We start from the raw sequence: 20323 nt of genomic DNA, 5'->3' as shown, positions 1-20323 counted from the left end.
AGTGAAACGCCGATGCGCCGATGGTAGTGTGGGGTTTCCCCATGTGAGAGTAGGACACCGCCAGGTAGTGAATGTGAACCCCGAGCTAAATAGCTTGGGGTTTTTTGTTTATAGAGTTTTCAATATTTTAGCAAAGCGTTGATTCTATGATACAATCACCGCCGTAATTTTAATAAAACAAGAGAAAATATGACCGCACTTAATGTATTAATTTATCCAGATGATCACCTAAAGATTGTTTGTGAGCCAGTTGCTGAAGTCAATGATGACATTCGCAAAATTGTAGATGATATGTTTGATACGATGTACCAAGAAGAAGGCATTGGTCTTGCCGCTCCACAGGTAGATATCTTGCAGCGTATTATTACGATTGATATTGAAGGTGACAAACAAAATCAATTAGTGTTGATTAATCCAGAAATTTTGGCTTCTGAAGGTGAAACAGGCATTGAAGAAGGTTGTTTATCTATTCCTGGATTCCGGGCTTTAGTTCCTCGTAAAGAAAAAGTCACGGTAAAAGCGTTAGACCGTAATGGAAAAGAATTTACGCTTGATGCAGATGGTTTATTAGCGATCTGCATTCAACATGAGATCGATCATTTGAACGGTATTTTATTTGTGGATTATCTTTCACCGTTGAAACGTCAACGTATCAAAGAAAAATTAGTGAAATATAAAAAACAAATTGCAAAACAATAATCAAAAGTGCGGTATAAAATGACCGCACTTTTCCTATCAACGCCATAACGTAGAACATTATGAAACCATTGAATATCATCTTTGCCGGTACGCCGGACTTCGCAGCACAGCATCTTGCTGCACTCTTAAATTCACATCACAATATTATTGCTGTTTATACGCAGCCAGATAAACCGGCTGGTCGAGGTAAAAAATTACAGGCGAGTCCTGTAAAGCAATTAGCTGAACAGCATCAAATTCCTGTTTATCAACCAAAATCCTTACGTAAAGAAGACGCACAAGCAGAGCTTAAAGCGTTAAATGCTGATGTAATGGTTGTTGTTGCTTATGGTTTGATTTTACCTCAAGCAGTGTTGGATATGCCTCGTTTAGGTTGTTTAAATGTGCATGGTTCTCTCTTGCCACGTTGGCGTGGTGCTGCACCTATTCAGCGGTCTATTTGGGCAGGGGATCAACAAACCGGTGTGACGATTATGCAAATGGATGTGGGTTTGGATACTGGCGATATGTTACACAAAGTGTATTGCGATATTGATGCACAAGAAACCTCAACCTCGCTTTACCATAAATTAGCTGAAATTGCGCCAGCTGCATTGATTGATGTTTTGGATCATTTGGAAGAAGGGAAATTCACTGCAGAAAAACAAGATGATAGCCAAAGTAACTATGCAGAGAAACTTTCCAAAGAAGAGGCTAAATTAGATTGGTCGCTATCGGCAGCCCAGCTTGAACGCAATATTCGCGCGTTTAATCCTTGGCCGATTAGTTTCCTACAATTAACTGATGAGCAGGGTAATGAACAAACCTTAAAAGTTTATGCTGCAGCCGTGTTGCCACATGTAGATAAACCAGCTGGGACGATTTTAAGTGTCGATAAAAAAGGTATCCAAATTGCCACGAAAGAAGGCGTTTTAAATTTATTGCAACTTCAGCCCGCAGGCAAGAAACCTATGTCTGTGCAAGACTTCCTCAATGGTCGAGCAGATTGGTTCCAGGTTGGTAAGGTTCTAAACTAATGGTATTTCAACGAAAAAAAACGGAAAAATCGACCGCACTTTCGGTACGCGCTATTGCTGCTCAAGTGATTTTACAGGTTTTAGATCAAGGTAAGTCCTTATCAACGTTGCTTCCTGAAGTGCAATCGCAGGTAAAACCACAGGATTTACCTTTATTACAGGAAATCACCTTTGGTATTTGTCGCGTATTACCTCGTTTAGAAAATATTATAAAAAAACTATTAGATAAGCCATTGAAGGGTAAGACCCGTATTGTACATTGCTTGTTATTAGTAGGATTGTACCAATTACTTTATATGCGTGTGCCCGCTCATGCTGCAGTGGATGAAGTAGTGAATGCCACAAAATCATTAAAATCGGACAGTTTCCGTGGTTTAGTTAACGGTGTATTGCGTCGTTTCTTACGGGAGCAAGAGGATATTCTTGCTGTAGTCGATAAGCATTGGCAAACGCTTCATCCTGAATGGTTTGTGAATAAACTCAAAAAAGCTTATCCGAATTGGCGTGAAATTATTGAGGCGAATAACCAAAAGCCACCAATGTGGTTACGGGTCAATCAACAGCAAAATAACACGAAAACTTACCGCACTTTGTTGGAAAAGCAAGAGATAGCAGCATTTGAATGTGATAATCCACATGCTCTGCGCTTAGCTCAACCACTTTCTGTCTCAAAACTACCAAATTTTGAACAAGGCGCAGTGACAGTTCAGGATCTCAATGCCCAATGGTCTGCTTTATTGCTTGAGCCACAAAATGGTGAATTAATTTTAGATGCTTGCGCGGCGCCAGGTGGGAAAACTACGCATATTTTAGAAATGGCGCCACAAGCGAAAGTGATTGCGCTTGATGTCGAGGCTCATCGCTTAAGACGTGTTGAAGAAAATCTTGCCCGTTTGAATCAGCAGGCGACAATTGTTTGTGGTGATGCGACCGAGCCAGAAAAGTGGCTCTCAGAAATAGGTTTAAGTGGAGCATCCTTTGATCGTATTTTATTAGATGCACCTTGCTCAGCAACGGGCGTGATTCGTCGTCATCCAGATATTAAATGGTTACGTCAAGAAACAGATATTGCTCAATTGGTTGCCTTGCAAGGACAAATTCTAAAAGCGCTTTGGGCAAAATTGAAACCTAATGGCATTTTGCTTTATGCGACTTGCTCTGTGCTTCCTGATGAGAACAGTCAGCAAATACAGCATTTTTTAGCTGAAATACCCGATGCAGAATTAATGCCATTGCCGTTTGAACAAACGGAAAATACGATTGGAATCCAATTCCTGCCACAAGAGAATGGCGGGGATGGGTTCTATTATGCAAAATTGAGAAAACGGTCAGCTTAAATGAATTTGCCTTTAATTGATGTCGTCATTCCTTGCTATAACACTGAACAAACGCTTGTTCGTGCAGTAGAGTCTGTGTTGCAGCAAAATAATCTTGGTCACCTTTGGTTGATTGATGATGCGTCGACAGATAATACATTTGCATTAGCCTTACAGCTCGCAGAACAATATCCTGACAGAATCTCTATCGAGCAAATGCCGAAAAATAGTGGTGTAGCGATGACTCGAAATTGGGGTGCGATGCTTTCGGCTAAAAGTGCGGTTGATTTTGTCGCATTTTTAGATGCAGATGATGCATATGAACCGGGAGCATTAGAAGTGGCGGCGGCAACCTTTCATTTTCAGCCAGATACTTCGCTAGTGAGATTAGCGTTAAAGCCGATAAATTTAGCTCAACGCTATGCGGAACACCCTAATTTTGATCAGGCATGGCAATATATGCGCATGACCTGCGGGGGAAATGTTGTTTTTAATAAAGCTTTTTTCTTAGCGTGCGGCGGATTTCCAACACATCAATTATTCCGAGAGCTCGGCGGTGAAGATGGCGCTTTAGGCATTGCAACCACTAAAACGGCAAAAGTAGCGACATTATTTGAAGATGTAGGTGTTCTGCATTTTTGTCGAGAAGGTATGCATGCAGAACGTTTACTCGATGGCCTGTTATTTGGTAAACAAGATCCAGCGATTACAGCCGAAAAAATGGCAGAAGCAGAACAAGTAACATCGACTATTTGTCGCCGTATTGAGGCATTAAAGTGCGGTCTAAATTCAGCTGAAATTGGTATCCGACCTTTGGTTGTGGAGAGAACAGAATGAAAATAATCATTTTAGGTGCAGGGCAAGTAGGTACAACACTTGCGGCAAATTTAGTGAGTGAAGATAACGACATCACACTGGTAGATAATGAATCTCAACATTTGCAGAATTTACAAGATAAGCATGATTTACGCGTAGTTAAAGGTTCCCCTTCTTCACCCAAGGTTTTACGTGATGCGGGCGCGGCCGATGCAGATTTGATGATTGCCGTAACAGCATCAGATGAAATCAATATGATTGCTTGCCAGTTGGGATATACCCTTTTCAATACCCCAACACGTATTGCACGTATTCGTAATGCGGAATATTTGCGCGAGAAAGATAAATTATTTAATAATGAAAACGTGCCTATCGATCATCTGATTTCACCAGAAAATTTAGTTACGGATGAGATTACACGTTTAATTGCTTTTCCAGGTGCGTTGCAAGTGGCGCATTTTGCCAATAATCGAATTAGCATTGTGGTTGTAAAAGCCTATTACGGTGGTCCCTTAGTGGGTTATGCGCTATCTGCTTTTAAAGAGCATATGCCACACATTGATTGCCGAATCATTTCGATTTTACGTAATGATAGATTAATTCGTCCGCAAGGTTCGACCATTATTGAGGCGGGCGATGAAATTACCTTTATTTGTGCGACGGAACACATTAAAGCGGTGATGAGTGAGTTGCAACGCCTTGAGAAAACCTACAAACGTATCATGATCGTTGGCAGCGGGAATATTGCCTCAGGTGTGGCAAAACAGCTAGAAGATAAGTATCAAGTAAAACTCATTGAGCGTGATGGAGAAAAAGCGAAAGTTTTAGCAGAAAGACTCTCTAAAACCCTGGTTTTCCATGGTGATGCTTCTGATCAAAATTTACTTTTTGAAGAGCATATTGAGAGCGTTGATGTCTTTTTATCTCTAAGTGCGGATGATGAAGCCAATATTATGTCGGCGTTACTGGCAAAACGCCTAGGGGCTAAAAAAGCCATGGTGCTTATTCAACGCATGGCATATATCAATTTGATTCAAGGTGGAACCATTGATATTGCGGTTTCACCACAACAGGCAACAATCTCCGCTTTATTAGGACATGTGCGTAAAGGGGATATCAAAAATGTGGCCTCTTTGCGTCATGGTTCTGCAGAAGCCATTGAACTTGTTGTACATGGCGATGCGACAACATCCAATGTGGTAGGAAGACAAATTGGCGATATTAAGCTGCCTGTAGGGGCGATGATTGCGGCAATTTTACGTAAAAATGAAGTAATCATTGCTCGTCGTCAGGTTGTTATTGAAGAAGGCGATAATGTGATTGTTTATATTAATGACAAGAAATCTGTGTCAGAAATTGAAAAATTATTCCAACCAAGTGCATTTTTTATTTAAATAACAGTTTACTTTTTAATCTGAAAACCTATAATACGCACTCTTTTAATTTTTTAAACCAACACAAAAGGAAATTTTATGAGCTTTCTTAAAGAATTCCGCGAATTCGCAATGCGCGGCAACGTAGTAGATATGGCAGTCGGTGTGATCATCGGTGGTGCTTTTGGTAAAATCGTAAGTTCACTTGTCGGTGACGTAGTAATGCCTGTATTAGGTATTTTAACTGGTGGCGTGGATTTCAAAGATTTGAAAATCACGTTAGCTCAAGCTGTAGGTGAAACCCCAGCAGTAACCTTAAACTACGGTGTATTTATTCAAAACGTCTTTGATTTCATCATCATTGCATTCGCAATCTTCATGATGATCAAAGGTATCAACAAAGTGAAAAAACCAGTAGAAGAAGTAAAAGGTCCTTCACAAGAAGAATTACTTACTGAAATTCGCGATTTATTAAAAAAACAATAAGAATTTAATCCAAATAAAAAAGGTTGGTATTTTACCAACCTTTTCTTTTACCTAAAATTTAAGCTTTTAATAATAATGCGACGGCCTCGCAAGCAATGCCTTCACTTCGGCCTGTAAAGCCAAGTTTTTCTGTTGTAGTTGCTTTCACATTGACTTGCTCAATATCACAATGTAAATCTTCCGCAATTTTCGCTCGCATTGCATCGATATGAGGACGCATTTTAGGGGCTTGAGCAATAATGGTTACATCCACATTACCGACCTTATAGCCTTTTGCTTGTACTTGGCGGAATGCTTCTCGTAATAAAACACGACTATCTGCATTTTTATATTGCGTATCGGTATCAGGGAAGAGTTTACCTATATCTCCTAATGCTGCCGCACCTAATAAGGCATCCGTTAAGGCATGTAAGGCGACATCACCATCAGAATGGGCAATAAATCCGGTATGGTAAGGCACTTCAACGCCACCAATAATTAAAGGGCGATCTTCACCAAAGGCATGAACATCAAACCCATGTCCAATTCGTATCATAGAGTTTTCCTTGTTAAATAAAATTCGGCTAAAGCTAAGTCTTCTGGACGCGTTACTTTAATATTATCACTTCGTCCCGCGACTAAGTGCGGTCGAAATCCGGCAAGTTCCATCGCAGAGGCTTCATCTGTAATATTGGCACCTTGAGATAGCCCCTGTTCAAGTGCGTTTCTTAATAGATCGCAACGGAAAAATTGAGGTGTTTGTGCAAGCCAAAGTTCAGTGCGGTCTTCTGTTTTTATGATATCTTGCTGTTTATTCGCGCGTTTAATCGTATCGACCGCTGGAATGGCCAAAATAGCGCCGTGTTCATTATCGATTTGGAGCAATTTATCTAAATCTTGATGTGTTAAACAAGGTCTGGCTGCATCATGCACCAATGCCCAAGCATGGTTATTTTTGATCGCATTTAGTCCATTTAGAACTGACTCGGCTCGTGTTTCACCACCTTCAACGAGGGTGATGTTTTGATGAGGAAATAAAGTCATTTTAGAAAGATAGGGATCATTTTTTCCTACTGCAAGAATAACGTGATTGATTGCAGGGTGGGATAGAATGACAGAGAGAGTATGTTCCAGAATCGTCTTGTCTAGGATTTTCAGATATTGCTTAGGTTTATTTGCCTGCATACGGCTTCCAACACCCGCGGCAGGAATGACGGCAATAATTTCACGGTTCATTATTTATGCTCTTTGACGATGTGATAGAACACCTCGTTTGGTTTGACCATATCGTGGCCCATGCGAGCACGTTCTTCAATGGATTCAAAGCCTTTTGTTAACCCTTGAATTTCAGCTGAAATCATTTGATTTCTTTGTGAGAGCTTTTCATTTTCAGCTTTATTCTCTTTGATTTGAGCTGCGACATCTTTGTAATCAAAATATCCGTTTTTACCAAACCAAAGATCGTACTGAAATAGCACGAGAACACCCACTAAAATTCCAATGAAAAGACGCATAAATTACCTATTATTTCTGAAAACTTGGGATAGTTTACCGTGAAATACAGCGAAATGCGATGAAAAAGTGCGGTTAAAAATAAGATGATTTTTGAAGTGATCTTATTCGGCTTATCAGGTAACTTAAAATTTAAAAATGTGATCTTCCTCACAAATTAGTTATAAAGTTTGACAAACCCATAGTCACCGCCCAAATAGGCTTGTTATACTTTTGCTTGTCATTATGACTTTTTAACAGAAGGAACAATCAATGAAAACAACATTAAAACTTACCGCTATTGCAGCGATGTCAGCATTTATTTTAACTGGTTGTGCGACTCAAGATAAGAGTGCAGAAGCGGATGCGCAGCTTCAACAACAAGCGGTATTAGGTCTTAACTGGATTCAACAATCAGGTGAATACCAAGCCCTTTCTTACCAAGCATACAATGCAGCAAAAGTGGCATTTGATCACGCTAAAGTGAAAAAAGGTAAGAAAAAAGCGGTTGTGGTGGATTTAGATGAAACCATGCTAGATAACAGCCCTTATGCAGGTTGGCAAGTTCAAAACAATAAACCATTTGATGGCAAAGACTGGACTCGTTGGGTAGAAGCTCGTCAATCAGGTGTGGTACCAGGTGCAGTAGAATTCAATAACTATGTAAATACCCATGGCGGTAAAATGTTCTATGTTTCTAATCGTAAAGACAGCAATGAAAAAGCAGGTACGATTGATGACATGAAACGTTTAGGTTTTAATGGTGTTGAAGATTCAGCGTTTTACTTGAAAAAAGATAAATCACCAAAAGCAGCACGTTTTGAAGAAATTGAAAAACAAGGTTATGAAATCGTCGTTTATGTGGGTGATAACCTAGATGACTTCGGTGATGCGATCTACGGTAAACAAAATGCAGAACGTCGTGATTTCGTGGCACAAAACAAAGCGAAATTTGGTAAAACATTCATCGTATTACCTAACCCGAACTACGGTGGCTTTGAAGGCGGCTTAGCAAAAGATTATTTCAAAGGCGATTCAAGCAGCAAAGTAAAAGCACGTTTAGATGCAGTTAAAGCTTGGGATGGTAAATAATTCCCTTCTTGAGATAAACAAACACCCGCAGAGATGCGGGTGTTTTGTTTTAGTCTAAAAGTGCGGTCTATTTTCGCATCATTTTTTCTTTATGAGATGCGAAGTCCGCGCCTTTCGCCAGCATGCGAAGTTGTAAAATAACACGCTCTTTTAGTAAATCTTGTTCAGCTTTTGTCATGTCTAAAGCGTTGGAACCTGCCGTGAATACGATGGTTACCATTCCCTCAGCCTGAACATAAGACACATATTGCGAGTAGTGATTTTTCTTCGCAATATATTCAGCCAATTCATCAACAAAGTGTTTGATTTCACGAGCGGCTGCAGTACGGAAAGCCTGAGATGTGCCCGAACTTTCACGTAAGAGCAAACGGAACACGTTGGTGCTGTGAGTGATAAATTCAAAAAAGGTTTCCACGGATACGCGGATCACACTGCCACCTGCATCAATACGTTTACGCGCTTGGCGCATTAATTGACGGAGGGTTAAACCTGCTTCATCTACCATTTCTAATCCGAGCTCATCCATATCGCTAAAGTGGCGATAGAAAGAAGTTGGTGCAATGCCCGCTTCACGGGCAACTTCACGCAAGCTTAAATTAGAAAAGCTTTTTTCTGCACTCAATTGATTGAATGCAGCGTCAATTAAAGCTCTACGGGTTTTTTCTTTTTGAATTGCTCGAACACCAGCCATTGGGTTTTCCTCAGCTTATGATAAATTATTTTTTATTCGCTAAAATCGATTTAACTTGTTCACTGACCGCACTTGCAACGCGTTCATAGCGATTACGTAATGGTGAACCTGGGCGGTAAACGAGAGCAATAGTACGAGACGGTTCTGGCGAATGACAAGGAATATATTTTACACCTGCACGTGTGCCTTCATTTAATACAGCAAGTTCTGGCATAAAGGTGATGCCTGCATTAGCTGCCACCATATTACGCAACGTTTCAAGGCTAGTGGCTTGGAAGTGAGAGTCTTCTTTAGCACCGGCCGTAAAACAATAATCGAGTGCTTGATTACGTAAGCAATGCCCATCATCCAACATAAGCATTTCTTGCCCTTTTAAGGTATTCATGGCAATTTTACTTTCTGAAGCCCAAGGATGTTGGTCGGATACAGCGAGTAACATTTTTTCATCAAAAATAGGCACTTCGATAAACGCTTCAGTTTCGGGTACGCGAGCCACAATCGCACAATCTAATCGGCCAGTTTCTAATTGTTCTAATAGTTGGTGAGTTTGGGCCTCGTAAAGAAAAACTTCTAAATCTGGGAAAGTTTCTTTCAATGTTGGTACAATATAAGGAAGTAGGTAAGGGCCAACGGTTGGGATTAATCCAATGTGTAATGGACCTGTCATTTCTTTACCTTGATTACTAGCCATTTCTTTGAGTAATTTTACTTCGCGTAATACAGTGCGAGCTTGATCGACAAGTAACATACCAGATTGCGTGAAAAGTACTTTACGGCTAGTACGTTCAAGTAAAATAATGCCTAATTCATCTTCGAGTTTGCGGATTTGGCCACTTAAAGTGGGTTGGCTAACATTGCAAGAATCCGCCGCTCGACGGAAATGTTTAAACTCAGAAAGGGCTACTAAGTATTCTAAATCACGAATATTCATAGGGTTCTCACTTTATAGAATATGTCAATTAAAAGGATAGAATTAATTGATTATGACTATATCACAAAACTTTCTATAATGCCTATCAAGTTTTTAGGATAAATTAATTTAACTCACAGAGGAGACACATTATGTCTAATATGGAAGGAAAAAAAGTTCCACAAGTTACATTCCGCACTCGCCAAGGCGATCAATGGGTTGATGTGACCACATCTGAATTATTTGATAACAAAACAGTTGTTGTTTTCTCATTACCAGGTGCATTCACGCCAACTTGTTCATCTTCTCACTTACCACGTTATAACGAACTTGCGCCAGTGTTCAAAAAACATGGTGTAGATGATATTTTAGTTGTGTCTGTAAACGATACTTTCGTTATGAATGCTTGGAAAGAAGCGGAAGAAGCACACAATGTAAAATTCATTCCAGATGGCAACGGTACTTTCACTGAAGGTATGGGCATGTTAGTTGGAAAAGATGATTTAGGTTTTGGTAAACGTTCTTGGCGCTATTCTATGCTCGTGAAAAATGGTGTAGTGGAAAAAATGTTTATTGAACCAAATGAGCCAGGCGATCCGTTTAAAGTATCTGATGCCGATACCATGTTGAAATACATTGCACCAGATTTCCAAGTGCAAGAATCAATCGCCATCTTCACAAAACCAGGCTGCCCATATTGCGCGAAAGCAAAACAACTTTTACGTGATAAAAGTTTAAGCTTTGAAGAAATCGTATTAGGTCAAGATGCAACTATCGTGAGTGTACGTGCGGTTTCTGGTCGTGCAACTGTGCCACAAGTATTCATCGGTGGTAAACACATCGGCGGTAGCGACGATTTAGAAAAATACTTTGCATAATTGATTGCTAGGTAGGAAATTTTTTTATATTTTTGATTATTAGGAACATAAGTTAAAAGGGAGCGAAAGCTCCCTTTTTATTGTATTGTTATGTTCTTAAGCGTTAAAACCAATGTAGCAAACCGAGATTAAAACGACGTAGAAAATGAGCGCACTTAGCAGTAATAATTTTACGGCAAGTTTAGGTTTGTGCTGATGCAACTTATAAAGTAAACGTGCAATCAAAACCAAAACAAAGGGGTAAACCCAAAAGATAATCGAGAAAAGATCGATCTGAAAATCGCTCAGTGTAGGGTTTTTTACAAAAGAAGTAGAAAGCAAAGAGGCCATAGGCCACAGTAAAATGGGTAAACAAAATGCCGCGATTCCCCAAGCGAAGCCGCTAAATCCTGTCGGCATAGTTTGTTTTTTCATAATGAACCTTATATGATTGACGAAAAATAAAAAGGAATATAACAAATGCCGTCTTTATTTGATAGTGAAACCGATGCGCCAGAAGAGAGAAAAGTATTGAAACGCACATTGGGCGCACAAAAAATCACGTTTATTTTGACCGCACTTTGCGCGGTGATTTATCTCTTGCAGAATGTAGGGTTTGAAGAACCAATTGTGGATTTATTCCATTATCCAGCTTATTCTTGGGAAGATCAGGAAATATGGCGTTATTTCACACATGCTATTATTCATTTGTCGGTACCGCATATTTTATTTAACCTTTCGTGGTTTTGGTTATTTGGTGGCGCGATTGAACGCCGATTTGGTTCTTTCCATTTTTTATTATTGGTCTTAGTGTCTGCCGCAGTGAGTGGCGCCGTACAGAATTATTTTACCGGTCCAGCTTTTTTCGGATTATCTGGCGTCGTGTATGCGGTGTTAGGTTATGTGTTGGTGGTGGACAAATTGCACCCGCATAGCTTTGACTTACCGGAAGGTTTTTTTACAATGTTACTGGTAGGTCTTCTCTTTGGCTTTATTAGTCCGTTGTTTGGTATTAAGATAGGTAACGCAGCTCATATTTCAGGCTTTATCTTAGGATTGGTTTGGGGATTTCTGCAGAGTAAAATTAATATTAAAAAGTTTAGCTAATTCAAATTTATAGGCATTTATATGAAACAATCATTACGCCATCAGAAAATTATTGAGCTTGTAAAGCTAAAAGGGTATGCCAGTACAGAAGAGCTGGTTATCGAACTGGAAGTCAGCCCACAGACCATTAGACGCGATCTTAATATCCTTGCAGAACAAGATTTAATTCGTCGTCATCATGGTGGCGCGGCACCTTCTTCTACCGCAGAAAATTCTGATTATATTGAACGTAAACAATTTTTCCCTTCCCAAAAAAGCGCCATTGCTCGTGAAGTGGCAAAACGTATTCCAAACGGTGCATCCTTATTTATTGATATTGGTACCACGCCTGAAGCTGTAGCAAGTGCTTTATTAAACCATGAACGGTTACGTATTGTGACGAATAATATCAATGCCGCTCATTTATTACGCCAAAATGAAACCTTTGATATTACGATGGCGGGCGGTTCCTTACGTAAGGATGGGGGCATTATTGGTGAGGCAACGGTTAATTTTATTTCGCAATTCCGTTTAGATTTTGGGATTCTCGGGATTAGTGCGATCGACCTTGATGGTTCATTATTAGATTATGATTATCATGAAGTTCAAGTGAAGCGAGCTATTATAGAAAGTTCGCGTCAAACTTTATTAGCGACCGATCATTCGAAATTCTCTCGACAAGCGATTGTGCGATTGGGTGAGCTCAAAGACGTGGATTATCTTTTCACTGATGATGTGCCAAAACAAATTGCGGATTATTTAGAAAATAGCAACACAAAGTTAGTGATTTGCAAATGATAGAAATAGGAAGTGCGGCCAAAATTGACCGCACTTTTTTTTGTAGGCATCCATGCTTAGCCACTGCTGTTTCGACCAATCCAAAATTAACCCCATTCATGCCAACATCCTTATTAATATGAGATAAGGCTAATTTTGCTGCATATTAAATTTTAGGGATAAAAACGGACGACAAATCATTCGACTGCCAATTCTTTATTTAGGACTACGGGGAAGGTTTGCTTGAAGAGTCAAGAAAGACAAGATCTTGATAGATCAAGTGGAGTACATCGAGATCCCTCTCTAAATGTAATTTATTTATACTGCTGTTTTTAAAAAAAGGGAATATTAAAATTACAAATCTGTGATCGAGATCACAATTTAAATGCAAAAAGCAAGCCACTTATTTTTGTTAGAAAATAAGCGGCTATTTTACAGATTTTTTATCGATTTAAATTCACAGCGCCTTCATAACCAAGTTGTCGCCACGCCTCATAAATCGTCACGGCTACCGAGTTAGATAAGTTCATGCTACGGCTATTTGCGGTCATAGGAATCCGGATTTTTTGCTCCATTGGCATGCTATCTAAAATAGACATCGGAATACCACGAGTTTCAGGGCCAAACATCAAGTAATCCCCTAATTCAAATTGTACTTCGCTATGTGCTGGGCCGCCTTTGGTTGTAAGTGCAAAAAGACGTTTCGGTTTTTCACTTTCTAAAAAGGCTTCAAAAGTTTTATGCTTTTTGATTTCGGCAAATTCATGATAATCCAGACCCGAGCGACGTAATTTTTTATCATCCCATGTAAAGCCAAGTGGCTCGATTAAATGAAGGCGAAAGCCAGTGTTCGCACAAAGACGAATAATATTTCCCGTATTTTGTGGAATTTCAGGTTCGTATAACACAATATCTAACATAATAATTTCCTAATCTTTTTGATACAGGCGATAACTCACCATGCCTGCGGTTTTCTCTTTCAGTAATTGCCAATTGTCAGGCACGCTAAGTGGTTTGTCTTTTTCTGTTTCAACATAAATCAATGTATGAGGTAAGAGCCAATTCTTTTCTTCTAAAAGTGCAATCGCTTGTTCTGCTAAACCAAAATGGAAAGGCGGATCTAAAAATACTACATCAAAGTGCGGTTGATTTTGCGCTTGTTTTAAAAATTCTAAACTATTTTGATTGATCACCTGAGCTTGTTCACTCGTTGTTTTTAGTGTGTGCAAATTTTTCTTTAATTGATTTGCTACATTTTTATCTAACTCTAAAAACGTCACCTGTTTCGCTTGGCGAGAAAGAGCTTCAAAACCAAGTGAGCCACTGCCTGCAAAGCAATCAAGACAATGGCTATCCACAATGTAAGGCATCAACCAGTTGAATAAGGTTTCTTTTACGCGATCGCCTGTTGGACGCAAACCTTCAGCATTTAAAACCGGTAATTTTCGTCCACGCCAAAGACCCGCGATGATTCGAACTTCGCCTTTGGCATTTTGAACTTGCATTTTTTTCATAAAGAAACAGATTTTTAGTGAAAATTGTGCTTAGTTTAGACGATTTTTTGCTAGAATAGGCAGTATTTTTTACAGATTTGTGTTTAAGAGAAGAATTTATGTCAGAAGAAAAGAAAAAAGGTGGATTTTGGGCCTCCCTTTTTGGTCGCAATAAAAAGCAAGAAGAACAAAAAATTGAGCCAATTATTGAAGAGCCATCTGTAGAACCTGTCGATGTTTCACCTGAGGAAGAAATTGTTCACGCTGAAGAGAACGTTCAATTAGAACAAGTTGAACAGGAAGAATTACAGGAATTAGCTGAACAACTGCAAGAAGATAAAGCAGAAGAGGTCGTTGTTGAGCATCTTGAACCTATCGTAGAACAAGTGATTTCACCTGAAAGTGCGATCAATATTGAACCTGTTTTAGATACACCGGTGATTGAAACAATTGACGAAGAAACGGTGAAAACAGAAGAAATTTCAATCGCACTTCCTACAGAAGAGCCAGCAGAAAGCATTATTGAACCAGATAATGTCATTGAAGATCTTCCTGTGGTTGAAGCGGAGATTGAATCTGAAATTGTTGAAGATGTTAAAGACGAATTACGTTCAGATATCAATACCGAAACGCAAGAAAAACCAAGTGAAGGTGGCTTTTTCAGCCGTTTAGTTAAAGGCTTGCTCAAAACCAAACAAAATATTGGTGCGGGTTTCCGATCTTTCTTTTTAGGCAAAAAAATTGATGATGATTTGTTTGATGAGTTGGAAGAGCAGCTTTTGATTGCCGATATTGGCGTGCCAACAACCAATAAGATCATTAAGAATTTAACGGAGCACGCAAGTCGTAAACAATTACAAGATGCGGAATTACTTTACCAACAACTTAAAGTTGAAATGGCGGAGATCTTAAAACCTGTCGCGCAGCCGTTAGTTATTGATAGCACTAAAAAACCGTACGTTATTTTAATGGTTGGCGTAAATGGTGTAGGTAAAACAACCACAATTGGTAAGTTAGCTCGTAAATTCCAAAATGAAGGTAAATCAGTCATGTTAGCAGCAGGGGATACTTTCCGTGCCGCAGCAGTAGAACAACTTCAAGTATGGGGTGAGCGAAACAATATTCCGGTGGTGGCACAAAGTACGGGTTCAGATTCTGCGTCGGTGATTTTTGATGCAATGCAATCTGCCGCAGCACGTAACATTGATATTTTAATTGCGGATACGGCAGGACGTTTACAAAATAAAAATAATCTCATGGATGAATTGAAGAAAATTGTTCGTGTCATGAGAAAATACGATGAAACCGCACCGCACGAAATCATGCTTACCTTAGATGCGGGTACAGGGCAGAATGCCATTAGCCAAGCCAAACTCTTTAATGAGGCTGTTGGGTTAACAGGTATTACATTAACCAAATTAGATGGAACAGCAAAAGGTGGGGTAATTTTCGCCATTGCAGATCAGTTTAATTTACCAATTCGTTATATTGGTATGGGTGAAAAAATTGAAGATTTACGCGAATTTAATGCAGAAGAATTTATTGAAGCATTGTTTGTTCACGAAAATGAAGAATAAAAAGGAATAATAAAGTGATTCGATTTTCAAATGTCTCTAAAGCTTATCATGGTGCGACTCAGCCGGCCTTGCAGGGTTTGAATTTTCATCTGCCTGTCGGAAGTATGACTTATCTTGTTGGGCATTCTGGCGCGGGTAAAAGTACCTTGCTTAAATTAATCATGGGAATGGAAAAGGCGAATGCCGGTAATATTTGGTTTAATGGTCATGATATTACGCGTTTGTCTAAATATGAAATCCCATTTTTACGTCGTCAAATCGGTATGGTTCACCAAGATTATCGTTTATTAACGGATCGTAGCGTGGTAGAAAATGTGGCGCTGCCATTGATTATTGCTGGCATGAACCCGAAAGAAGCACATACACGTGCATTGGTTGCATTAGATCGTGTGGGCTTACGTAGTAAAGCGAATTATATGCCGCCACAAATCTCAGGTGGGGAACAACAACGTGTAGATATCGCACGCGCAATCGTACATAAACCGCAACTTTTATTAGCGGATGAGCCGACTGGCAACCTTGATGATGAACTTTCCTTAGGGATTTTTAATCTTTTTGAAGAGTTTAATCGTTTAGGCATGACAGTCTTAATTGCGACACACGATATCAATTTAATTCAACAAAAACCAAAACCATGTCTTGTACTTGAACAAGGCTATTTACGCTATTAAGGATAAAAAATGACAAGACGTATTGATGCTTCTTTTGGCGTGCAAACTGCCTATACCTTGCGTTCTGTTTTGGGCGATTTGGTAAAACGTAAATTTGGTACATTGCTAACAATTTTAGTCATTGCCGTGTCTTTAACGATTCCAACGGTGAGCTATTTGTTATGGAAAAATTTACATTTAGCGACGACTCAATTTTATCCGGAAAGCGAACTCACAATCTACTTACACAAAAATTTAAGTGAAGAAGATGCTAACTTAGTGGTGGAAAAAATCCGTCAACAAGAAGGCGTGGAATCTTTAAATTATGTTTCTCGCCAAGAAAGCTTAAAAGAATTCAAGAGTTGGTCTGGTTTTGGTGAAGAATTAGAGATTTTAGATGATAATCCATTACCGGCTGTCGTGATGGTGAAGCCGTCTAAAGACTTTAATGCATCTGAAAAACGAGCAGAATTACGTACCAATTTAAATAAAATTAAAGGGGTGCAAGAAGTTCGTTTAGATAACGATTGGATGGAAAAATTGACCGCACTTTCGTGGTTATTTGCGCATGTGGCAATTTTCTGTACGGTTTTGATGACTATTGCGGTGTTCCTTGTTATCGGAAATAGTATTCGCTCTGATGTCTATAGTAGTCGAGCAAGTATTGATGTGATGAAACTATTAGGTGCGACAGATCAATTCATTCTTCGTCCTTATCTTTATACCGGTATGATTTATGCGGTGTTGGGCGGATTGGTTGCAGCACTCTTTAGCAGTCTTATTGTCGGGTACTTTACTTCAGCGGTGAAATATGTAACGGATATCTTTGCGGTTACATTTGAGCTCAATGGATTAGGCGTAGGCGAGCTGATCTTCTTATTAGTCAGCTGCTTGATTATGGGGTATGTTGGCGCTTGGATTGCAGCAACAAGACATATTGCAATGTTAGATAACAAACTATAGATTTCATTTATATTAAAGTGCGGTCATTTTTTGTCGTGTTTTCATCTGAAAACATTCGGGAAAATGACCGCACTTTTTTGTATGTGGAAATTAATTGAACAAAAAGCTTGCATAATTAGGTGTTTTTGTGTAATATCCACGGGCTTTCAGATATTGAAAGCCGTTTAATGTAATCATTTATTAAACGAGTATTACGATATGTAATACTAACAATGTTTCCGATTTGGAGACTATATAACAGGTAACTTACACCTCCTTTTCTATTTTGAAGTTAGAATTGTGATTGGTGTTAGTTTTTTATTAGCTAAATTTTATTGGAGCTCTGGTCTAATGCAGAACCAAAGAATCCGTATCCGCTTAAAAGCTTTCGATCACCGTTTGATCGATCAATCTACTGCGGAGATCGTAGAAACAGCTAAACGTACTGGCGCACAAGTTCGTGGTCCAATCCCTTTACCAACTCGTAAAGAGCGTTTCACCGTGTTGATTTCTCCACACGTGAACAAAGACGCGCGTGATCAATACGAAATTCGTACACACAAACGTTTAGTAGATATCGTAGAGCCAACAGAAAAAACTGTTGATGCATTAATGCGTTTAGATTTGGCTGCCGGCGTGGACGTGCAGATCAGCCTAGGTTAATTAAGAGGTTATTACAATGATTGGTTTAGTCGGTCGTAAAGTTGGTATGACCCGTATCTTCAATGAAGACGGTGTTTCTGTACCAGTTACCGTTATCGAAATCGAAGCCAACCGCGTAACTCAAGTTAAAACTCTTGAAAACGATGGCTATACTGCAGTTCAAGTTACTACTGGTTCTAAAAAAGCGAATCGTGTAACTAAACCTGAAGCAGGTCATTTCGTGAAAGCAGGTGTTGAAGCTGGTCGCGGTTTATGGGAATTTCGTACTGAAGGTGAAGAATTCACTTTAGGTCAAGAAATCAATGTTGACATCTTTGCAGATGTTAAAAAAGTAGATGTTACTGGTACTTCTAAAGGTAAAGGTTTCCAAGGTGGTGTTAAACGTTGGAACTTCCGTACTCAAGATGCTACACACGGTAACTCTTTATCACATCGTGTACTTGGTTCTATTGGTCAAAACCAAACTCCAGGTCGTGTGTTTAAAGGTAAAAAAATGGCAGGACATTTAGGTGCTGAGCGTGTAACCGTTCAATCACTTGAAGTTGTTCGTGTAGATGCTGAGCGTAAATTGCTATTAGTAAAAGGTTCTGTACCTGGTGCTATCAATGGCGATGTTATCGTTAAGCCAGCAGTTAAAGCATAAGTCTAGGAGATAGAGATGGAATTACAAGTTGTAGGTGCAAACGCACTAACTGTTTCTGAAACTACCTTCGGACGTGAGTTTAACGAAGCTTTGATTCACCAAGTTGTTGTTGCTTATGCAGCAGGTGCTCGTCAAGGTACTCGTGCGCAAAAAACTCGTGCTGAAGTGTCTGGTTCAGGTAAAAAACCTTGGCGTCAAAAAGGTACAGGTCGTGCTCGTTCTGGTGATATCAAATCACCAATCTGGCGTTCTGGTGGTACAACCTTCGCGGCTAAACCACAAGATCACAGCCAAAAAGTGAACAAGAAAATGTACCGTGGTGCTATCAAAAGCATTCTTTCTGAATTAGTTCGTCAAGACCGTTTGGTTGTTGTTGAAAAATTCGAATTAGATGCACCAAAAACTAAAGTTTTAGTACAAAAATTAAAAGATTTAGCAGTTGAAGATGCGTTAATAATCACAGCAAGTTTAGATGAAAATCTATTCTTAGCGGCACGTAACTTATATAAAGTTGATGTACGTGATGTTCAAGGTATCGATCCAGTTAGCTTAATCGCTTTCGATAAAGTGATTGTTACTGTTGACGCTGTGAAACAAATTGAGGAGATCCTAGCATGAGTCAAGAACGTTTGCTAAGCGTGCTACGTGCACCGCACATCTCTGAAAAAGCAACTAACAATGCTGAAAAATCTAACACTGTTGTACTTAAAGTTGCTTTAGATGCGAACAAAGCTGAAATTGCTGCTGCTGTTGCTCAATTATTTGAAGTAAAAGTTGACTCAGTTCGTACTGTGGTTGTTAAAGGTAAAACTAAACGCCGTGGTAACAAAATGGGTCGTCGCAGCGACTGGAAAAAAGCTTATGTAACTTTAGCCGAAGGCCAAAACTTGGACTTCGTGGACAGTGCAGAGTAATCGGAGGAAATTAGAGAATGGCTATCGTTAAATGTAAGCCGACCTCCGCTGGTCGTCGTCACGTTGTTAAAATCGTGAACCCTGAATTACACAAGGGTAAACCTTACGCGCCTCTTCTAGATACTAAATCTAAAACTGGTGGTCGTAACAATTATGGTCGTATTACCACTCGCCACATCGGTGGTGGTCATAAACAACATTACCGTTTAATCGATTTCAAACGTAACAAGTTAGATATCCCAGCGGTTGTTGAACGTTTAGAATATGATCCAAACCGTTCAGCTAACATTGCTTTAGTGCTTTATAAAGATGGTGAACGCCGTTATATCTTAGCACCTAAAGGTTTGTCAGTTGGCGATCAAATCCAATCTGGCGTTAACTCACCTATTAAAGTAGGTAACTCATTACCAATGCGTAATATCCCAGTTGGTTCAACAGTACATAACGTTGAATTAAAACCAGGTAAAGGCGGTCAAATCGCTCGTTCTGCTGGTGCTTATGTACAAATCATCGCTCGTGAAGGCAACTACGTAACTTTACGTTTACGTTCAGGCGAAATGCGTAAAGTATTAGCTGAATGTGTTGCTACAATCGGTGAAGTTGGTAACTCAGAACATATGCTTCGCGTATTGGGTAAAGCTGGTGCTAATCGCTGGAGAGGCATTCGCCCTACAGTCCGTGGTACTGCAATGAACCCAGTAGATCACCCACACGGTGGTGGTGAAGGTCGTAACTTTGGTAAACACCCAGTAACTCCTTGGGGCGTTCAAACTAAAGGTAAGAAAACTCGTCACAACAAACGTACTGATAAATTCATCGTACGTCGTCGTGGCAAATAATTTAAATTAATAA

At 39.6% G+C, this 20323-nt stretch carries 26 protein-coding genes; 18 read left to right on the top strand and 8 right to left on the bottom strand.

The features are described 5' to 3' along the window. The first annotated feature begins 189 nt into the window (after window positions 1-189). The 6 genes from def (at window position 190) to mscL (ending at window position 5706) form a co-directional block, all read left to right on the top strand. The gene (gene def, locus HMPREF2732_RS09615; RefSeq protein WP_049384351.1) at window positions 190-699 is read left to right on the top strand and encodes a peptide deformylase; all 510 of its coding nucleotides are present in this window, start codon (window positions 190-192) and stop codon (window positions 697-699) included. 59 nt (window positions 700-758) lie between these two features. Then, window positions 759-1715 carry a methionyl-tRNA formyltransferase gene (gene fmt, locus HMPREF2732_RS09610; RefSeq protein WP_049384350.1) on the top strand — a complete coding sequence of 319 codons (957 nt, stop codon included), beginning with the start codon at window positions 759-761 and terminating at the stop codon, window positions 1713-1715. Further along, complete coding sequence (gene rsmB / locus HMPREF2732_RS09605; protein ID WP_070592740.1) at window positions 1715-3052, top strand: 16S rRNA (cytosine(967)-C(5))-methyltransferase RsmB; 1338 nt, start codon at window positions 1715-1717, stop codon at window positions 3050-3052. Before fmt ends, rsmB begins: the two co-directional genes overlap by 1 nt. After that, a complete protein-coding gene (locus HMPREF2732_RS09600) occupies window positions 3053-3868 on the top strand; it encodes a glycosyltransferase family A protein (protein ID WP_049384348.1) in 816 nt (271 codons plus the stop codon). It abuts the gene before it with no gap. Beyond that, window positions 3865-5241, top strand: a complete 1377-nt coding sequence (trkA, locus tag HMPREF2732_RS09595) for a Trk system potassium transporter TrkA (RefSeq protein WP_070592738.1) — start codon at window positions 3865-3867, stop codon at window positions 5239-5241. The genes HMPREF2732_RS09600 and trkA overlap by 4 nt, the downstream gene beginning before the upstream one ends. A gap of 78 nt (window positions 5242-5319) precedes the next feature. Then, the gene (gene mscL / locus HMPREF2732_RS09590; RefSeq protein WP_049364681.1) at window positions 5320-5706 is read left to right on the top strand and encodes a large-conductance mechanosensitive channel protein MscL; all 387 of its coding nucleotides are present in this window, start codon (window positions 5320-5322) and stop codon (window positions 5704-5706) included. A gap of 58 nt (window positions 5707-5764) precedes the next feature. Here the strand turns inward: mscL and ispF are convergent, their stop codons facing one another. From ispF to ftsB, 3 genes are read right to left on the bottom strand one after another with little or no spacing between them, the layout of a single operon-like run. Continuing rightward, entirely contained in the window at window positions 5765-6241 is a 477-nt protein-coding gene (gene ispF, locus HMPREF2732_RS09585) for a 2-C-methyl-D-erythritol 2,4-cyclodiphosphate synthase (RefSeq protein ID WP_070592734.1), read from the bottom strand. Then, complete coding sequence (gene ispD / locus HMPREF2732_RS09580; RefSeq protein ID WP_070592732.1) at window positions 6238-6921, bottom strand: 2-C-methyl-D-erythritol 4-phosphate cytidylyltransferase; 684 nt, start codon at window positions 6919-6921, stop codon at window positions 6238-6240. Before ispD ends, ispF begins: the two co-directional genes overlap by 4 nt. Then, the gene (ftsB, locus tag HMPREF2732_RS09575) at window positions 6921-7199 is read right to left on the bottom strand and encodes a cell division protein FtsB (protein ID WP_070592728.1); all 279 of its coding nucleotides are present in this window, start codon (window positions 7197-7199) and stop codon (window positions 6921-6923) included. The genes ispD and ftsB overlap by 1 nt, the downstream gene beginning before the upstream one ends. 250 nt (window positions 7200-7449) lie before the next feature. Here ftsB and HMPREF2732_RS09570 point away from each other — a divergent pair, with 250 nt between their 5' ends. Beyond that, entirely contained in the window at window positions 7450-8268 is an 819-nt protein-coding gene (locus HMPREF2732_RS09570) for a 5'-nucleotidase, lipoprotein e(P4) family (protein WP_065244050.1), read from the top strand. A gap of 67 nt (window positions 8269-8335) precedes the next feature. Here the strand turns inward: HMPREF2732_RS09570 and fabR are convergent, their stop codons facing one another. Beyond that, a complete protein-coding gene (gene fabR / locus HMPREF2732_RS09565) occupies window positions 8336-8959 on the bottom strand; it encodes an HTH-type transcriptional repressor FabR (protein WP_054418423.1) in 624 nt (207 codons plus the stop codon). 25 nt (window positions 8960-8984) lie between these two features. Beyond that, on the bottom strand, window positions 8985-9890 hold the full coding sequence (gene oxyR / locus HMPREF2732_RS09560; protein ID WP_065244052.1) for a DNA-binding transcriptional regulator OxyR: 906 nt from the start codon (window positions 9888-9890) through the stop codon (window positions 8985-8987). 131 nt (window positions 9891-10021) lie between these two features. On the opposite strand from oxyR, the gene pgdx reads away from it, so the two are divergent. Beyond that, window positions 10022-10747 carry a hybrid peroxiredoxin PGdx gene (gene pgdx, locus HMPREF2732_RS09555; protein WP_070592724.1) on the top strand — a complete coding sequence of 242 codons (726 nt, stop codon included), beginning with the start codon at window positions 10022-10024 and terminating at the stop codon, window positions 10745-10747. Window positions 10748-10843: 96 nt separating this feature from the next. Here the strand turns inward: pgdx and HMPREF2732_RS09550 are convergent, their stop codons facing one another. Continuing rightward, on the bottom strand, window positions 10844-11161 hold the full coding sequence (locus HMPREF2732_RS09550) for a DUF5389 domain-containing protein (protein ID WP_014064561.1): 318 nt from the start codon (window positions 11159-11161) through the stop codon (window positions 10844-10846). 96 nt (window positions 11162-11257) lie between these two features. On the opposite strand from HMPREF2732_RS09550, the gene HMPREF2732_RS09545 reads away from it, so the two are divergent. Both HMPREF2732_RS09545 and HMPREF2732_RS09540 read left to right on the top strand, forming a co-directional pair. Further along, window positions 11258-11833, top strand: a complete 576-nt coding sequence (locus HMPREF2732_RS09545) for a rhomboid family intramembrane serine protease (protein WP_070592743.1) — start codon at window positions 11258-11260, stop codon at window positions 11831-11833. A gap of 21 nt (window positions 11834-11854) precedes the next feature. After that, window positions 11855-12610 (top strand): DeoR/GlpR family transcriptional regulator, encoded by a 756-nt coding sequence (locus HMPREF2732_RS09540; protein WP_049373094.1) that lies wholly within the window; start codon window positions 11855-11857, stop codon window positions 12608-12610. 422 nt (window positions 12611-13032) lie between these two features. Here the strand turns inward: HMPREF2732_RS09540 and trmL are convergent, their stop codons facing one another. Both trmL and rsmD read right to left on the bottom strand, forming a co-directional pair. Then, entirely contained in the window at window positions 13033-13509 is a 477-nt protein-coding gene (gene trmL / locus HMPREF2732_RS09535; RefSeq protein ID WP_054418431.1) for a tRNA (uridine(34)/cytosine(34)/5-carboxymethylaminomethyluridine(34)-2'-O)-methyltransferase TrmL, read from the bottom strand. A 9-nt stretch (window positions 13510-13518) separates the two neighbouring features. Next, window positions 13519-14103, bottom strand: coding sequence for a 16S rRNA (guanine(966)-N(2))-methyltransferase RsmD (gene rsmD, locus HMPREF2732_RS09530; RefSeq protein ID WP_070592723.1), 585 nt, complete (start codon window positions 14101-14103; stop codon window positions 13519-13521). 98 nt (window positions 14104-14201) lie between these two features. Here rsmD and ftsY point away from each other — a divergent pair, with 98 nt between their 5' ends. The 8 genes from ftsY to rplB all read left to right on the top strand — a co-directional run bounded on the left by ftsY (window position 14202) and on the right by rplB (window position 20310). Next, a complete protein-coding gene (gene ftsY / locus HMPREF2732_RS09525; RefSeq protein WP_070592722.1) occupies window positions 14202-15659 on the top strand; it encodes a signal recognition particle-docking protein FtsY in 1458 nt (485 codons plus the stop codon). 14 nt (window positions 15660-15673) lie between these two features. Further along, window positions 15674-16330, top strand: coding sequence for a cell division ATP-binding protein FtsE (ftsE, locus tag HMPREF2732_RS09520; RefSeq protein WP_070592721.1), 657 nt, complete (start codon window positions 15674-15676; stop codon window positions 16328-16330). Window positions 16331-16339: 9 nt separating this feature from the next. Continuing rightward, window positions 16340-17272: a permease-like cell division protein FtsX gene (gene ftsX, locus HMPREF2732_RS09515; RefSeq protein ID WP_070592719.1), complete on the top strand. Its 933-nt coding sequence runs from the start codon at window positions 16340-16342 to the stop codon at window positions 17270-17272. Window positions 17273-17602: 330 nt separating this feature from the next. After that, window positions 17603-17914: a 30S ribosomal protein S10 gene (gene rpsJ / locus HMPREF2732_RS09510; protein ID WP_001181005.1), complete on the top strand. Its 312-nt coding sequence runs from the start codon at window positions 17603-17605 to the stop codon at window positions 17912-17914. A 16-nt stretch (window positions 17915-17930) separates the two neighbouring features. Continuing rightward, window positions 17931-18557 (top strand): 50S ribosomal protein L3, encoded by a 627-nt coding sequence (gene rplC, locus HMPREF2732_RS09505; RefSeq protein ID WP_005632753.1) that lies wholly within the window; start codon window positions 17931-17933, stop codon window positions 18555-18557. A gap of 15 nt (window positions 18558-18572) precedes the next feature. Next, complete coding sequence (gene rplD / locus HMPREF2732_RS09500; protein WP_005695085.1) at window positions 18573-19175, top strand: 50S ribosomal protein L4; 603 nt, start codon at window positions 18573-18575, stop codon at window positions 19173-19175. After that, complete coding sequence (gene rplW / locus HMPREF2732_RS09495) at window positions 19172-19471, top strand: 50S ribosomal protein L23 (protein ID WP_005632756.1); 300 nt, start codon at window positions 19172-19174, stop codon at window positions 19469-19471. The genes rplD and rplW overlap by 4 nt, the downstream gene beginning before the upstream one ends. A 17-nt stretch (window positions 19472-19488) precedes the next feature. Next, complete coding sequence (gene rplB, locus HMPREF2732_RS09490; protein ID WP_014064570.1) at window positions 19489-20310, top strand: 50S ribosomal protein L2; 822 nt, start codon at window positions 19489-19491, stop codon at window positions 20308-20310. The last annotated feature ends 13 nt before the right edge of the window (window positions 20311-20323 follow it).

It is taken from the genome of Haemophilus sp. HMSC061E01, assembly GCF_001810345.1.
Classification (GTDB): Bacteria; Pseudomonadota; Gammaproteobacteria; order Enterobacterales; family Pasteurellaceae; genus Haemophilus_D.
Note: the sequence above shows the minus strand (reverse complement) of the source record. Positions and strands in the feature narration are given on the sequence as shown.

Coding starts and splice junctions, on each gene's coding strand:
- def (WP_049384351.1), top strand. CDS start 190: ATGACCGCACTTAATGTATTAATTTATCCAGATGATCACCTAAAGATT.
- rsmB (WP_070592740.1), top strand. CDS start 1,715: ATGGTATTTCAACGAAAAAAAACGGAAAAATCGACCGCACTTTCGGTA.
- ispF (WP_070592734.1), bottom strand. CDS start 6,241: ATGATACGAATTGGACATGGGTTTGATGTTCATGCCTTTGGTGAAGAT.
- HMPREF2732_RS09550 (WP_014064561.1), bottom strand. CDS start 11,161: ATGAAAAAACAAACTATGCCGACAGGATTTAGCGGCTTCGCTTGGGGA.
- ftsY (WP_070592722.1), top strand. CDS start 14,202: ATGTCAGAAGAAAAGAAAAAAGGTGGATTTTGGGCCTCCCTTTTTGGT.
- rsmD (WP_070592723.1), bottom strand. CDS start 14,103: ATGAAAAAAATGCAAGTTCAAAATGCCAAAGGCGAAGTTCGAATCATC.
- rplW (WP_005632756.1), top strand. CDS start 19,172: ATGAGTCAAGAACGTTTGCTAAGCGTGCTACGTGCACCGCACATCTCT.
- HMPREF2732_RS09540 (WP_049373094.1), top strand. CDS start 11,855: ATGAAACAATCATTACGCCATCAGAAAATTATTGAGCTTGTAAAGCTA.
- rpsJ (WP_001181005.1), top strand. CDS start 17,603: ATGCAGAACCAAAGAATCCGTATCCGCTTAAAAGCTTTCGATCACCGT.
- ftsX (WP_070592719.1), top strand. CDS start 16,340: ATGACAAGACGTATTGATGCTTCTTTTGGCGTGCAAACTGCCTATACC.
- rplD (WP_005695085.1), top strand. CDS start 18,573: ATGGAATTACAAGTTGTAGGTGCAAACGCACTAACTGTTTCTGAAACT.
- oxyR (WP_065244052.1), bottom strand. CDS start 9,890: ATGAATATTCGTGATTTAGAATACTTAGTAGCCCTTTCTGAGTTTAAA.
- trkA (WP_070592738.1), top strand. CDS start 3,865: ATGAAAATAATCATTTTAGGTGCAGGGCAAGTAGGTACAACACTTGCG.
- rplC (WP_005632753.1), top strand. CDS start 17,931: ATGATTGGTTTAGTCGGTCGTAAAGTTGGTATGACCCGTATCTTCAAT.
- pgdx (WP_070592724.1), top strand. CDS start 10,022: ATGTCTAATATGGAAGGAAAAAAAGTTCCACAAGTTACATTCCGCACT.
- HMPREF2732_RS09600 (WP_049384348.1), top strand. CDS start 3,053: ATGAATTTGCCTTTAATTGATGTCGTCATTCCTTGCTATAACACTGAA.
- ispD (WP_070592732.1), bottom strand. CDS start 6,921: ATGAACCGTGAAATTATTGCCGTCATTCCTGCCGCGGGTGTTGGAAGC.
- trmL (WP_054418431.1), bottom strand. CDS start 13,509: ATGTTAGATATTGTGTTATACGAACCTGAAATTCCACAAAATACGGGA.
- HMPREF2732_RS09570 (WP_065244050.1), top strand. CDS start 7,450: ATGAAAACAACATTAAAACTTACCGCTATTGCAGCGATGTCAGCATTT.
- mscL (WP_049364681.1), top strand. CDS start 5,320: ATGAGCTTTCTTAAAGAATTCCGCGAATTCGCAATGCGCGGCAACGTA.
- ftsB (WP_070592728.1), bottom strand. CDS start 7,199: ATGCGTCTTTTCATTGGAATTTTAGTGGGTGTTCTCGTGCTATTTCAG.
- fabR (WP_054418423.1), bottom strand. CDS start 8,959: ATGGCTGGTGTTCGAGCAATTCAAAAAGAAAAAACCCGTAGAGCTTTA.
- fmt (WP_049384350.1), top strand. CDS start 759: ATGAAACCATTGAATATCATCTTTGCCGGTACGCCGGACTTCGCAGCA.
- rplB (WP_014064570.1), top strand. CDS start 19,489: ATGGCTATCGTTAAATGTAAGCCGACCTCCGCTGGTCGTCGTCACGTT.